The following is a 14,844-nucleotide window of genomic DNA, read 5'->3' on the forward strand; positions in this document are numbered from 1 at the left end:
ATGGCAAAGGGATAACGGTGGTCTGCCCGGCATCAATCCAGCGCTTCGAGCTGGTAGCCTTCGCAAGCAGCGAGGTCGGAGTAGTCAAACTGGGATTCCCGGGCGATCTCACGCAAGGCGGTACGCAGGCCCTCTTCCAGCACCGGGTGGTAGAACGGCATGGCCAAAAGATCAGCCGCGGTAAGTCCGCGATGAATGGCCAGAGCAATCAGGTGGGCCAGATGTTCCGCTGCGGGAGCGCACATTTCGGCTCCGAGAATAGGGCCCCCATCCCGTGCCGCATAGACACGCAGAATGCCCTCGTCGCGCTGCGCGGTCAGCGCGCGCCCTTGCGACGAGAAATCCACACAGCCGGTGATGAATTGCCCGGGTTCGAGATCGGCATGGCGCTGACCGATCATCGCCACACCGGGAGACGAAAAAACCACGGCGAGTGGTGTGCGGCGCTCAAAACATGCCACCTCATCGCTGACCGCATTGACGCCGGCGATAAAGCCTTCATCCGCGGCTTCATGAAGCACACTGCGATAGGCGTTGGCATCGCCGGCAATAAAAATCGGCAGATCCCTGATTTGCATGGTTGTGGGATCAAACGGTGGCAGGCCGCGCTGGTTGAGCTTGACACCCAGCGCAGACAAACCAATGTCTTCGAGGTTCGGCTTTCGACCTATGGCCACGAGCACCTTTTCCACCTCCAGGTCGATGGGGCCGGCCTGTACCCGCACGCCGTCGCGAGTCGCACTGAGCTGGACTTCATGTCCCGTAGTCAGGGTCAGCTCTTCGCTTAGCGCAGCCCGCAGGCAGGCGCTGACTGCGGGATCGGAAATTCCCGCCAGCTGGTCACTATCGCTGAATGCGTGTACCTTCACCCCAAGTCGAGCGAGCGCCTGGGCCATTTCGACGCCCAGAGGCCCCAGGCCAATTACGGCCATGGAGGCCGGCAGTGTTTCCTGTTCAAAAAAAGTATCGGTGGTCAGGATTCGATCGCCCAGCTTGCGCCATTGATCAAGCACAATCGGATGCGATCCGGTGGCGATAATAATGCGTTGCGCTGCAAATACCTGATCGTGAACCTCAACCGTATTTGGCCCGGTAAGCCGGGCTCGCCCTTCGATACTCTGCTTACCAAGCGATTCGGTTGCCTTGAGTACTCCCGCAACAAAACGATCGCGCAAGGCGCGTACCCGCTGCAAAACCGCCGCTGTGTCGATCGATAAACCGGCGCTGCCGCGAATACCGAAGGCGTCAGCTCTGTGGCGCGCATGATAGGCATTGGCAGCTTCGATCAGGGCCTTGGAGGGCATACAGCCAACCCGGGCGCAGGTGGTACCGTATGGCCTTTCATTGATCAGTACGAAGCTGTCGGTTTTCTTTTTGACCTCGCGAACAGCGGCCAACCCTGCCGAGCCGGCCCCGATAATGACAACATCAACCTGGGTACTTGCCCCCTGCCGTGCACCGCGCCCGCCCATTGCGTCATGGTTTCCTTCGCCAGTCATCCTGCCACCTGTTTTGTCGGTTCTGCGTCACTGTTCCGGGAAAAGTATAGCAGCGTCCATCCGGCGTCGGTTTTGAAGGGCTGTTCGCTGGAGTAGATCTGGAGTGTGCCCTGCGGAGACACGCTGCCAAGCAAGAGCCAGTCATCGCCGGGTTCGCCAAGTCGGCTTTTCAGCTTGTCGAGATCAAAATCCTCGCTTAGCCGGGTGGACTGTACCGTCCAGCCGTCTTCCAGGCGCTCTTGTAGCGTACAGAAATCCGTCGGCGGTTCAAACGCGAAATAACCACGCTGCTGCAATGTCAGGCGTTTTTGCTCCTGGTCCGACTCCATTTGCGGAGCAAGTTGAAAGGTGCGGTGGTGGCCGAAGACAGCGCCCTGCGCTTTGCATACCAGTGCGTTGTAAAAATGGTTATCGGTCGCGCACAATAGGTAACTCAGATGTTCATTATCCAGCTCATGCTCCGCGTGTTCGGAAAGGATCTCGCCGTAATAGACTTTGATACCGTTCATGCGGATCGGCTTGAGGCGTTGATAAGAACCATCGGTCACCACAACGTCCACTTTGAGATCCTTCAGGGTTTGCGCCAGGGCCAGCGACCAGGGAGAAGCGCCTACGACAAGGAGGCCATTTGCTTCCTGCGCCGCCAGCGACATTTTTCGCGCCAGGGGGCCCAGTGTGAGTCCATGGGCCAGCACAGTCACAATAATGATTAAAAAGACCAACGGCAGAAGCACTTCAGCGTCCGGGTAGCCGGCAGCCACCAGCGCCGGACCGAAAATTCCTGCAGTCGCAGCTGCCACGATGCCCCGCGGGGCAATCCAGGCCAGCAGGAGTTTGTCCCTCCCCCGCATGGGTGCCCCCAGCGTTGCGAGGGCGATGGTCAACGGACGTACCAGCAACAGGATGGTCAGCACGAAGGCTGCGACCCGCAGGTCCAGGAATTCCAGCTGCTCGATTTTCATTTGCGATGGAATAATAATGAACAGTACCGATAACAGTACGACAGTGAGATTTTCCTTGAAATGGCGCAGCGGCTCGCGCTCGACCAGTTTCATATTGCCAATAACCAGGCCCATGACGGTTACGGTCAACAATCCTGCCTCATGCTGCACGAGGTTACTCGTCCAGTAAGCTGCCAACACCAGGACCATCAGCAGCGGTGCCTTGAGGTGCGGGGGAACGCCTCCGCGCCGGAAAAACCAACCGATGAGCCAGCCTCCCAGTCCGCCGAGAAGCGCAGCCACCGCGACGGCTGCTCCGAGCCCCGTGACTATCTGCGACCAATTACTCCCGGCAAGAGTGAAATATTGAAAGGTGAGTACTGCCAGCAGAACACCTACTGGATCATTGACTATCCCTTCCCACTTCAACAGGGACGACGACTCTGTGTTGAGACGCGCCTGGCGCAGCAAAGGCAGAATCACGGTCGGACCTGTAACCACCAGGATGGCGCCCATGACCCAGGAGACCGGCCAGCTCAACCCGGCAACGAAATGCGCGGCCAGTGCGCCCAGAATCCAGGCCAGTGGCGGACCGACAATGGTCAGGCGGCCCACACCATGACCGACTCGCCGGACTTCGCCAAGTTTCAGGTCCATGCCGCCTTCGAACAGTATGATGGCCACCCCCAGCCCGATGAGCTCGGTCAATTCAGTCTGTGACAGCTCCAGCTGAATGATGCCGCTCACCGGACCCAGCAGAAGACCCGAAGTGATCAGGACGACGATCGCGGGTAGATGGATCCGCCAGGCCACCCATTGGCTGGCAAGCCCCGCGCTCAGCACGATCAGCAAAAGGGTGGCGGTGTGCATAAATGCTCCGTCTTCGAGTTGTTAGCATGAGAAGCGTAACGGACCTGTCGAGGCCCGTTACGTTTGTGAGGCGGGTCAGAGCTGCGATTTGAAGTAATTGAAGGATTGCTTGAGGGCCTTGGCGACGTTTTCGACCTCGTCGACCATGGACTCCCAGGCGCTCTCGGACGCTGACCTGAGCTCATCAAGCTTTTCTCTTACCTGCTTGACCTCCCTGCGCAGCTTGACGATCTGCTCGTCGTATTTTTTTTCGGTGGCGTCGCTGACGTTTTTTGCCTTGCGTTCCAGTTTATCGATGTCTTCATTCAACTCATCAATTTGCTGCTTCATCCTGGCAGCGTACTCATCTCGTTTCGACATCATGTATTTCCTCTTGCTCATGTGAATTTGCGGTCGAGGTTGAGCGTGGCGGGCCCAATGCAACAAATATACTCTCAGCTCCCGAAGCGACACAACAACCTTTGATAGTTCCATAAGGGGACCGGAAGCTGGCACGGCGCCCCGCGTCAGCGGGTGTGGGTTACCCGGATGCTACCGTCCCTGCCGCCAGGGCGTTGATCTTCTGGGTGTCGTGGTAGAAGGGTTTGATCTCGGTAATCAGTCCCTCCCGGAGGCGCCAGATTTCGCTGATGGGCATGCTGAAGGCCTCGCCGCTGACCTTGCTCTGTCCGGTCATGGTTGCCAACACCACAACGGTATCGCCGTCGGCAATATACTCGTCAACGGTGACGGCGGTATTGGCGAACGTCGTGAATACCCGGCGCACCAGCCGGGTGAAGCCCTCGAAGCCGGAGACCACGCCGCCGAAGGGCAGGGAGTCGGCCTCGATAACTTTTGCCTCGGGGTGGAGCAAGCTGGCCACGGTTGCCATGTCCCCCTGCTGGGCGGCGCTCAGAAATCTGCGGACAATGTCCTTGCTGCTGTCAGTCATGTGGGCTCCTGCTGCCTCTGTGAGCACTCAGAACGACCGCGGCATGCCGTAGCTCTCCGCGATCATGTTCTTCGCCATTTCATTGCTGATAGGGCCCAGGCGCAGCAGCCGCGAGTCGCGCCAGTAGCGCTGCATGTCGGTTTCCGCGGAGTAGCCCATGCCGCCGAGAATCTGGATGCCGAGGTCGGCGGCCTTGCTGACATAGTCGGAGCACAACACCTTGGCCATGCCCGATTCGATGGCGCTGGGCTTGTCTTCCGCCTGCAGGCGGGCGGTGTGCAGGACCATCAGTTCGCCCTGTTTCTGCCACATGGCCATGTCGGCGAGATAGTGCTGCAGAATCTGGAACTGGCCGATGGGCTGGCCGAAGGCATGACGCGACTTCATGTGCGCCACGGCATCTTCGATGACCCCATCCAGCATGCCCAGACAGGTCGCAGCATTGACCAGGCGCTCGTTGTTCAGGGTCTTGGTGGACTGGTACCAGCCCCGATTGGGCTCCCCCAGCAGCAATTCATCGGCGACGAACACATCCTCCATCAGTACGGAGCAGGAACTCATAGCTCGCATGCCCAGCTTCGACAGCGGAGTTATCGTGATCCCCTTGCTGTTGCGCGGAACGAAGAAGATGGAGATGCCGTCGCTGCGCCTGGCGGCGTGCATGTCCGTGCGCGCCATTACCAGCAGGTAGTCGGCGACATCGGCGCCAGTGCTCCAGATCTTTTCCCCGTTCAGCAGCCAGCCGCCGTCAACCTTGTCGCCCCGGGTCCGCATGCCGCCGAGCAGATCGGTGCCGCCCCCGGCCTCGGTAAAGCTCATGGCGGTCTTCAACTCGCCACTGGCGATACGGGGCAGGAATTCCTGCTTCTGGGCCTCGGAGCCGCAGAAGTTGATCGCCTTGGTGCCGGAAAAGGAGGTAACCCCCCAGACCCAGCTCAGACCCGCCGCGGTGCGGGAGAATTCGCGAGCGAACAGAGTCTGGTTCAGAATGGTGCCACCCTGGCCGCCGTATTCCTCGGGGACGCCGATACCGTGGGCGCCAAATTCCACCAGTTTGTCCCACAGCTCATGCGGAAAGACGTGCTCCTGCTGTTCCAGATGGCGGCACCAGTCCTTGGGGCACTCCTTGTCTACCCATTTGCGGGTGACGTCGACAAACAGCTGGTCTTCTTCCGACAGGTCCATGCTCATGCTGCGTGCTTCCGGGTCTGATTATTCGTGGGACCCGATCATATTTGAACTTAGTTCAAACATCTACCGGTTCGCGGCCTCAGCTGCCGCCACGTGCACACTGGCCCGGGCCACGGAATCGGGATTCAGGGAGATGGAGTCGATGCCACAGTGCACCAGGAATTCGGCAAACTCCGGATGATCGGAGGGCGCCTGGCCGCAGATCCCCACCTTGCAGCCCTGTTCGTGGGCCACCCGGATCACCTGTTCGATCATCCGCTTGACCGCCTCGTCACGGGCGTCGAACAGGCTCTTGAGCACCGCGGAGTCCCGGTCGATGCCCAGCACCAGCTGGGTGAGGTCGTTGCTGCCGATGGAGAAGCCGTCAAAGCGCTGGGCGAACCGGTCGGCGAGAATCACGTTGGAGGGAATCTCGCACATCACATAGACCTTGAGGCCGGCGCTGCCGCGCCTGAGTCCCGCCTCGGCCATCGCATCAAGTACCTTGTCAGCTTCCCCCGGGGTGCGGCAGAAGGGGATCATGACGATGATGTTGTCGAAGCCCATGTCTTCCCGGGCGCGGCGAATCGCCCGGCACTCCAGCTGGAAACCTTCCCGGTACAGCGGGTGGTAGTAGCGGGAGGCACCGCGGAAACCCAGCATCGGGTTCTCCTCGTTCAGCTCGAAGTACTCGCCGCCGAGCAGGCCCCGGTACTCGTTGGATTTGAAGTCCGACATGCGCACGATCACCGGCCGCGGATACTGGGAAGCGGCGATCTTGGCGACGGAGCGGGCCAGGCTGTCCACGAAGTAGTCGGTCGGCTGCTCGAAGCCATGGTGCAGGTCGGCGATCTGCCGGGCGATCTCCGGGTCGGTTACCTTGTCCGGGTGGATGAGGGCCATGGGATGGACCCGGATCTGGCTGGAGATTATGAACTCGATCCGGGTCAGGCCGATCCCGGCGACGGGGAGTTGCCACCACTGCAGGGCACCGTCCGGCAGGGCCGCGTTGATCATCAGCGCGGTTGTTGTCGCCGGCAGGTCTGCCAGGCTGATGCTCTTGCACTCGAATTCCAGGCTGCCCTCATACACCTTGCCGGTCGCGCCATCGGCGCCGCTGATGGTGATATCCATGCCGTCGTGCAGCAGTTCCGTGGCATTGCCGCAGCCGACAATGGCCGGCTTTTTCAGTTCGCGACTGACGATGGCCGCATGGCTGGTGGTGCCACCGCTGTTGGTGACAATGCCGGCGGCCTTGCGCATGACCGGCACCCAATCCGGGTCGGTACGCTCGGTGACCAGGATGGCGCCCTCGGGAAAATGTTCGACATCGTCCGGGTCCGCAACCACACAGACAGGGCCGCAGGCGATGGCGCTGCCGACGCTGGAGCCCTCCAGCAGCACCTTGCCTTGCTCCGTCAGCTGGTAGCTCACCAGTACGCTGCGGTCTTTCTGTGATTCTATTGTTTCCGGTCGCGCCTGCACGATGAACAGCTGGCCGGCGCTGTTCCGCGCCCACTCGATATCCATGGGCCGCTGGTAGTGGCGCTCTATGACCTGCGCCCAGCGCGCGAGCTGCAGGACAGCGCTGTCCTCCAGCACCCGGCCGCGCTGTTCGTTGGCGCTGGTGGGGACTGTGACGGTCGCCTCGGCCCGCCCGTGCTCGCCCACACCTTCATCCTCTGGCTGTGCATAGCGCATTTTGCAGAGCTTGCTGCCGACGGTGCTCTCAATCACCGGGTTCAATTCCGGTCGCTCCAGAAAGGGTTTGTAGGCCATGTAGCGGTCGGGGTTCACGGAGCCCTTGACCACGGTTTCTCCCAGGCCCCAGGCCGCACTGATCAGCACGATATCCGGAAAGCCGCTCTCGGTATCCAGGGTAAACATCACCCCTGCCGCGGCGGACTCCACCATCTGCTGGACCCCGATGGACAGCGCCACCTGATCGTGGGCAAAGCCCTGCTCCTCGCGATAGGCAATGGCGCGATCAGTGTAGAGCGAGGCATAGCATTCGCGGCAGGCCTCCAGCAGGGCATCGGTTCCGCGGACATTGAGGAAGCTCTCCTGCTGGCCGGCAAAGCTGGCCTGGGGCAGGTCCTCGGCGGTGGCGGAGCTGCGCACCGCAACCGGCGTGTCCGGGGTCTGCAGTTGCTCACACAGTTGCAGGTAGGCGTCGGCTATCTGTTCGCGCTGCTTGGCGGAGAAGTCGCCGCTGCGAATAAGTTCGCGGATCACGTGCCCGCTAGCGGCCAGCGGCTGCCTGCCCGCGGCCAGTTCCGCGAGAGCGTCGCTGATCGGCTGGTGCAGACCGTTTGCAGTGAGATAGTCGCGGAAGGCCTGGGCGGTGGTCGCGAACCCATAGGGAACGGCGACGCCTTGCTCCGCCAGTTGCTGGTACATCTCACCGAGACTGGCGTTCTTGCCACCAACCTCAGCGAGGTGCTGCAGGCCGACTTCGTTGAACCACAGGATACAGGTGCTGGATGTCACGGACTCCCTCCGGCGTAGCGGGCTTGTACTTCAAGCATAGCCCACCAGACGCCGGTGGCATTGTCCGGGATCAAGCGATAGTGCTTCCGTGCTGTCCGCTCAGCGGCAGGCCTCGGGAGCGCCGCAGTGCACCTCCGCGACGTTCTCGCCGGCAATGAGCGCTCGCACCCAGTCCACGGCCCTGACGCCTGCGGTCTCCCTGCTGTAGAGCTCGCTGAAGCGCAGCAGGGTGTGGAACTCTCCGGCCGCCACATAATTGCGCAGGGAAGGGATGTCCGCCTGCAGTTCGCTCCGGTTGGCGTCCAGCCCGGGCAGCAGCTCTACGGGATCGCCGAGCATGCGATGAAAGTCCTCCTGCACCGCATCAAAGGCATGGTCGAACTGGTGAAAACGCAGCGCCGGTGCGGCCCTGTAGGCGAGGCGATAGAGGTCGGGGATGGTCAGTGTCTCCGCCGTCTGGTTGCCGGCGTTGTACCAGCCCGGCAGCGCGGCCAGTACATTCCAGCTCTGCCACAACACGGTGGGCGGAGGGAGCCGGTAACCGGCGCCGCCACCGGCAAACTGCACCACGTCCGCTTCCGGGTAGTGGCGGGCCACCATGGCGGCAAACACCGGTGATGACACTGCCCCGGCGCTGCCGCCGGCCACTACCACCCGCTCCGGGGCGGTGAAGTGGGCAAACAGGTAGTCCAGCGCGGCCATGCTGTTGGCCCAGCCGCGGTGATGAATGCTGAAATCGGTGCCATCGGCGCGCGTATAGGTGGCGTCGGCGGCGCCGAGATGGACATCGCCGGTGCAATAGGAGACAAACACCTGGGACCAGTCGCGGAAGGGATTTTCCGGATTGGCCAGGGCAAAGGCGCCGTCGTAGTGGCGGGGGTCGTTGCCGGCCTCGGCACTGGCGAAGGGCCGGTAGCTGGGCTGGCCCGCGGCATCGCAGGTTTCTGCCGACCAGCAGGCGCCGCCGCCGTTGAAGAAGATCATGACCTTCTGCGGGTCGGCTTCACGCACCTGGAAACTGAACGGTGTCCCGGTCGCACAGAGGGTGTCTCCCCCCGGTGCGATGGTCTCCCACTCGCCGTCGGCCGCCGTGGCGGTCAGCGCCAGGCTCGACAGAATCAGTGCACAGAAAGCCCTGCAGCGGGTCATTCGCTGGCACTGCCGCTGGCGACAGCGATGCACTCTACCTCTGCCCTGGCGCCGAGGCCGAGGCCGGTGCTGCCGAACGCACTGCGAGCGGGGTAGTGTTGGCTGAAGAAGCTCCGGTAGACCTCGTTGAATATGCCCCACTCGGACATGTCCGCGAGCATCACGGTGCACTTGACGATGTCGTTCATGTCGAGACCCTGTGCCGCCAGCACCGCGGCAATATTCTCCATGGTCTGGCGGGCTTCCTCACGGATACCGCCCGGAACCAGCACCAGGGTGCCGGGTTTGACCCCGAGTTGCCCCGAGAGGTAGTAAGTGTTGTCGACCCGCACGGCCTCGGAGAAGGGCAGGCTGTTGGGCAGTACGCCGCTGCCCCCCAGGTATTCCACCTCGCTGGCGGACGCAAGCGTTGCTGTTGCGGTGACTGCGGCACAGAGCACGGCGCTGCGCAGGCGGTTGAGAAGCTGGGACATGGTGTCAATCCTGTACTGTAGTTGATGGCAAGGGCCGCCGACGCCCGCATGGCACAGGCATCGGCGTAGCGGCAGTCTTTAATGTCAGAGGAACCTGTAGGAAACCTCTACCCCGTAGGTGCGCGGGTCGCCGGGGAAGTTGGCCACGGTGCCGAGGAAATCAGCGGTCCAGGCCTGGTCATACTCCTTGTCGAGAATATTGCGGCCCCACAGATACGCCGACCAGGACTCTGCTTCCAGGCCGATACGCCCGTTCAACAGCGAGTAGCTGTCCACCTCGCCCCAAACCAGGCTGCTGCCCGGGCGGGCGAAGGAAACATTGTCCTCGGTGGCGTAGAAGCTGTCGCTATAGGTCCAGTCGACGCGGGTTACCAGGTCCGCGTTCAGGGCCGCCAGCGGCAGGTTGTGTTGCACCGCCAGCGCTGAAGTCCACTCCGGCGCGTCGGGCAGTTTGTTGCCGGCCAGGTCGGCGCCCAGTCCAGCGGGGTTGCGCACGCTGGCGCCGCCCGGGAAGGAGTCGAACTCGGCGTCGTTATAGCCCATGGCCGCCTGCAGCATCAGGTTGTTGGTCGGGTACCAGGTAACTTCCGCTTCCAGCCCGCGGGAACTCACCTCCGCCGCGTTGCGGATGGTGATGGCGGAGGTGTTGTTTTCGAGTTGCACGAACTGGTTCAGCTGATAGTCCTCGAAGTCCATCTGGAAGGCCACCAGGTTATAGCGCAGGCGGTTCTCCAGAGCGGTGCCCTTGAGCCCGATTTCCCAGGCATCCACCGTCTCCTGATCGAAATCAATACCCTCGCTGAGAGCGTTCTCGGAAACAAAGTCGACGTTGAAGCCACCGCTCTTGAAGGCCTCTGAGTACTTAACATACAGATTCGTGTCATCCCCCAGGGCATAGCTCAGGCTGATCATGGGGGAGAGGTCATCGTAGTCTTTCTTGTCCTGGAAGTTGGCTACGGTCTGGCCGTTGACAACGGGGCCGACCGCCACCCCGAAGACCGCGGCACCGGGTACCTGGATGGGGCCGAGATCGACGATGTCGCCCACCAGGTCGAAGTCGACTTCACGCTCCTCGTCGGTATAGCGCAGGCCAAAACCGAGAGTCAGGCGCTCCGTGAGATCGAAGGTGCCATTGATGTAGGCCGCATAGCTGCGGGTATCGACATCGGCGAAGGTGCCAACGCCAGCGCCAGCGAAGGCGGCACCGAAGGGCGCCAGCGGTGGGGCCAGGCCCTGGAACACGATGCCGATATCCGGGCCGATGGTTACCTGGCGGCTGGAGACAGCCTTTTCGTCGTAGAGAAAGAGGCCAGCGACGTACTTCAGGCGCCCGCTATCGGGTGAAAACAGCTGGAACTCCTGGGTGGTTTGCTCATAGGCGTCGGGATAGTTCACGAACAGCATGTCGTTGAACGAGTGGTCGGTGTCCTGTCGGCGCTCGATGGAGGTATCGCGGTAGGCGGTAATGGACGCCAGGTTGTAGTCGCTGCCCAGATCGACATTGACCGTGGCAGACAAGCCCCAGATCTCCCGCTCTTCGTTGTTGTCAAAGTTGTTGTCGATATTGAAGCGGCCGGGGGAAGCAGTATTGGGTACGCTTCCGGACCAGTCTGAAATAGCGGCGCCGAAAAAGGAAACCCGCTCGGATTCCAGGTAATCGCCGGCGATATTGACATCGTAGTGTTCACCACCGAAGGCAAACTGGGCGCGCATGGCTGTGCCGTCCTGCTCATTGTGGCGAGTGCCGGTAGTGACGTTCTTGATGAAGCCATCGCGGTTGTGGTCGACGATGGAAAACCGCGCCGCGGCATCCTTGCCCAGGGGCAGGTTGCCGATGGCGGAGACGCGGTAGGAATCGTAGTTGCCCATTTCGCCGGTGACCAACAGTTCCTGCTCCCGGGAGGGCTTCCTGGTGATCAGGTTGATCGCACCGGCAACCGTGTTCTTGCCGAACAGCGTGCCCTGGGGGCCGCGGGCGACTTCGATGCGTTCAAGGTCGAGGATATCGAGGTTCTGGGCGGGAGACTGGCCCATGTAGACGCCGTCGACGTAAACCCCGGCCCGGGTATCGAAGCCGATATTGCGGGTATTCGCCCCGACGCCGCGTATACGCACTGCGGTGGTGCTGTCGTTGCCACCGGAGATGCTCATGTTGGGGATGAACTCGGCGACTTCGCGCATCTGCCGCACACCGGTTTTCACGATGGCTTCGCTGCTCATGACCGCGATGGATATGGGCACATCGGTCAGGCTCTCAGTACGCTTCTGGGCCGTCACCACGACTTCCTCGAGCATGCCGCCGGCACGTTCCTGGGCGGCGGCATTGACCGACAGCACCAGCAGGGCTGCGAGTGTCAGGCGGGACGGGTTCAGTGAGCTTTGCATGGTGTTCCCCTATAATGATTTTGCTGATGTGGGCAAGATGATTCTACCTCGGGGAGTTGGCTGTGGCTCGTTTATTCTGGCTGTGTCGTTGCCGTTCCCCGGTATGATGGGGCTGGGACATGGTTATTGAGCTTACCCGGGGAGGAAAGCCTGCTATGACGGACCCATGGCACAGCCGTGATGGCGTCGAGGTACTTGCCGATCTGGATAGCGATGCCCGGGGCCTGTCCCGGGAGGCGGCGGCCGAGCGCTTGCGCGATCACGGCCCGAATACCCTGCCGCTGCCGGCACGGCATGGCCTGATGCTGCGTTTCCTGCTCCACTTTCACAATATCCTGATCTATGTGTTGCTCGGGGCTGCCGTGGTCACGGCACTGCTGGGTCACTGGGTCGATACCGTGGTGATCCTGGCGGTGGTCCTGCTGAACGCGGTGATCGGCCTGGTGCAGGAGGGCAAGGCCGAGAAGGCCATGGATGCCATCCGCCACATGCTGGCGCCAACGGCCGCGGTGCTTCGCGACGGCAAGCGCCAGAGCGTGCCCGGCGAGTCGCTGGTGCCCGGTGACATTGTTCTGCTCGAGTCAGGCGACAAGGTGCCGGCGGACCTGCGCCTGCTGAAGGCCCGCGGTCTCGCCATCCAGGAGGCGATTCTGACCGGCGAGTCGGTGCCGGTTGAGAAGGGTATTGAGCCGGTTGCGGCGGCCGCGGTGGTGGGGGACAGGGCCTGCATGGCCTTCAGCGGTACCCTGGTGACGGCGGGCCAGGGTCAGGGTGTCGTGGTCGTGACCGGCGCCGATACCGAAATCGGCCGCATCAGCAGCATGCTCACCCAGGTGGATGTGCTGACCACGCCGCTGGTGCGGCAGATGTCGATATTCTCCCGCTGGCTCACCATTTTCATTCTGGGACTGGCGGGCCTGATTCTCGCCTTCGGTCACTTTGTTCAGGGCCAGGATTTCAGCCAGCTGTTCACCGCGGTGGTGGGGCTGTCCGTGGCGGCGATTCCCGAAGGCTTACCGGCGGTCTTGACGGTGACTCTGGCGATTGGCGTGCAGGCCATGGCCCGCCAGCACGCCATCGTGCGCAGGCTGCCGGCGATTGAAACCCTGGGTTCAGTGTCGGTGATCTGCAGCGACAAGACCGGCACCCTGACCCGCAATGAAATGATGGTGGCGGCGGCGAGCGTTCCCGGAGCTGATTTTGTGGTGGAGGGCTCCGGTTATGAACCGGCCGGTGAAGTCGGTGGCGACACCGGTGGTGCCGACCCGAAACGCCTGCAGCACCTGGCCCGGGTAGCCGCGCTCTGCAACGACGCGGCCTTGCACCGGCAGGAGGGTGCCTGGCAGGCCGAAGGGGATCCGATGGAGGCGGCCCTGCTGGCCTTTGCCGGCAAGCTGGGCCTCAACCAGGAGGAAACGCACGCCAGCTGGGTACGCACCGACCTGATACCCTTCGATACCCGGCACCGGTTCATGGCCACCCTAAATCACGACCATGACCACCACGCCTGCGTGCACGTGAAGGGCGCACCGGAAACCATTTTTGGCTTCTGTAGCGAGCAGCGTGCCCCGGACGGCTCGACCATGCCCTTCGACCACGATGCCTGGCACGCCCGGGCTGAGGTACTGGCGAAGCAGGGGCAGCGTGTTCTGGCGCTGGCGTCGGTGGCCGTGGCGGAGGAAAAAACTGCCCTGGACTTCGATGATGTAGAAAGCGGTCTGGTGCTGGAGGGCGTGGTTGGCCTCATCGACCCGCCGCGGCCGGAGGCCATCGCCGCTGTTGCGGCCTGCGCCGGTGCCGGCATCAGGGTGAAAATGATTACCGGCGATCACGCCGGCACTGCCGCCGCCATTGGCCGCCAGATAGGCCTGGAAAATGCCGATCGGGTGCTGACCGGTGTCGAACTCGATGAGCTGAATGATGCCGAGCTGGCCGCGCGGGTATTGGATACCGATGTCTTCGCCCGCACCAGCCCCGAGCACAAGCTGCGCCTGGTCAAAGCCCTGCAGAGCCACGGCAAGGTGGTGGCCATGACCGGCGACGGCGTCAACGATGCCCCGGCGCTGAAGCGCGCCGACGCCGGTATCGCCATGGGCCTGGGCGGCAGTGAGGCGGCCAAGGAAGCCGCCGAGCTGGTGCTGGTGGACGATAACTTCGCCACCATTGTCGATGCGGTGCGCGCCGGTCGTACGGTATACGACAACCTGAAGAAGGTCATCGCTTTCCTGCTGCCGGTAAACGGGGGTGAATCCCTGAGCCTGTTGCTGGCAATTCTGTTTGGTCTGACCCTGCCGATCACCGCGGCCCAGATCCTGTGGGTGAACATGGTCAGCTCGGTGGCCCTGGCCATGGCTCTGGCCTTTGAACCCACCGAACCCAATACACTCAAGCGGCCGCCCCGGGATCCGGCGAGCGCTATCCTTTCCCGTGGTCTGATCGTGCGCATTGTGTTGGTATCGCTGCTGTTCTGCGCCGGCGTGTTCGGCCAGTTCTGGCTGGCGCTGGCCCAGGATCTGCCGCTGGAGACGGCCCGCACCATGGCGGTTAATACCCTGGTGGTAATGGAGATTTTCTACCTCTTCAGTGTGCGCTACGCCTACGGTTCCTCCCTCAGCCTGGAAGGAGTGAAGGGGACCCGGGCGGTGTGGGTGGCGCTGCTGGTGGTGACGGGATTGCAGCTCGCCTTTACCTACCTGCCGTGGCTGGCCATGTGGTTCGAGGCGCAGCCGCTGGGGTTGGCGCAGTCAGTACAGGTGCTCGCCGTGGGTGTGGTCATGTTGCTGCTGTTGGAAGCGGGCAAGGCGACACAGGCACGGCTGGCTACCCTTGAGGCTCATGGCGCGTAGCAGAGTTGGCCGTCAGTCAGTGATTTCCCCGCTCACGATGCCGTTTCCGGCGCCCAGACCCGACAGCCCGTTGTTGCACTGCAGGGTGTA

At 62.3% G+C, this 14,844-nt stretch carries 10 protein-coding genes; 1 reads left to right on the forward strand and 9 read right to left on the reverse strand.

Annotated features, from left to right (window positions below; all coding sequences use genetic code 11):
• Window positions 1–32: 32 nt before the first annotated feature.
• From Q6D67_RS14510 to Q6D67_RS14550, 9 genes are all read right to left on the reverse strand, one after another.
• Window positions 33–1,499: a dihydrolipoyl dehydrogenase gene (locus Q6D67_RS14510; RefSeq protein ID WP_304706381.1), complete on the reverse strand. Its 1,467-nt coding sequence runs from the start codon at window positions 1,497–1,499 to the stop codon at window positions 33–35.
• Entirely contained in the window at window positions 1,496–3,310 is a 1,815-nt protein-coding gene (locus Q6D67_RS14515; RefSeq protein WP_304706382.1) for a sodium:proton antiporter, read from the reverse strand. The genes Q6D67_RS14510 and Q6D67_RS14515 overlap by 4 nt, the downstream gene beginning before the upstream one ends.
• A gap of 75 nt (window positions 3,311–3,385) precedes the next feature.
• Window positions 3,386–3,673: a hypothetical protein gene (locus Q6D67_RS14520; protein ID WP_304706383.1), complete on the reverse strand. Its 288-nt coding sequence runs from the start codon at window positions 3,671–3,673 to the stop codon at window positions 3,386–3,388.
• Window positions 3,674–3,830: 157 nt separating this feature from the next.
• Window positions 3,831–4,241 (reverse strand): nuclear transport factor 2 family protein, encoded by a 411-nt coding sequence (locus Q6D67_RS14525; protein ID WP_304706384.1) that lies wholly within the window; start codon window positions 4,239–4,241, stop codon window positions 3,831–3,833.
• Window positions 4,242–4,268: 27 nt separating this feature from the next.
• Entirely contained in the window at window positions 4,269–5,432 is a 1,164-nt protein-coding gene (locus tag Q6D67_RS14530) for an acyl-CoA dehydrogenase family protein (protein WP_304706385.1), read from the reverse strand.
• Window positions 5,433–5,495: 63 nt separating this feature from the next.
• The gene (ppsA, locus tag Q6D67_RS14535; RefSeq protein WP_304706386.1) at window positions 5,496–7,901 is read right to left on the reverse strand and encodes a phosphoenolpyruvate synthase; all 2,406 of its coding nucleotides are present in this window, start codon (window positions 7,899–7,901) and stop codon (window positions 5,496–5,498) included.
• A 99-nt stretch (window positions 7,902–8,000) separates the two neighbouring features.
• On the reverse strand, window positions 8,001–9,050 hold the full coding sequence (locus Q6D67_RS14540; protein ID WP_304706387.1) for a pectin acetylesterase-family hydrolase: 1,050 nt from the start codon (window positions 9,048–9,050) through the stop codon (window positions 8,001–8,003).
• Window positions 9,047–9,523: a Rid family detoxifying hydrolase gene (locus tag Q6D67_RS14545; protein ID WP_304706388.1), complete on the reverse strand. Its 477-nt coding sequence runs from the start codon at window positions 9,521–9,523 to the stop codon at window positions 9,047–9,049. Before Q6D67_RS14545 ends, Q6D67_RS14540 begins: the two co-directional genes overlap by 4 nt.
• A gap of 84 nt (window positions 9,524–9,607) precedes the next feature.
• Window positions 9,608–11,908 carry a TonB-dependent receptor gene (locus Q6D67_RS14550; RefSeq protein ID WP_304706389.1) on the reverse strand — a complete coding sequence of 767 codons (2,301 nt, stop codon included), beginning with the start codon at window positions 11,906–11,908 and terminating at the stop codon, window positions 9,608–9,610.
• A 155-nt stretch (window positions 11,909–12,063) separates the two neighbouring features.
• Between Q6D67_RS14550 and Q6D67_RS14555 the strand changes: the two genes are divergently transcribed.
• Window positions 12,064–14,754 (forward strand): cation-transporting P-type ATPase, encoded by a 2,691-nt coding sequence (locus tag Q6D67_RS14555; protein WP_304706390.1) that lies wholly within the window; start codon window positions 12,064–12,066, stop codon window positions 14,752–14,754.
• The last annotated feature ends 90 nt before the right edge of the window (window positions 14,755–14,844 follow it).

Source organism: Haliea sp. E1-2-M8, from assembly GCF_030649675.1.
GTDB lineage: Bacteria > Pseudomonadota > Gammaproteobacteria > Pseudomonadales > Halieaceae > Haliea.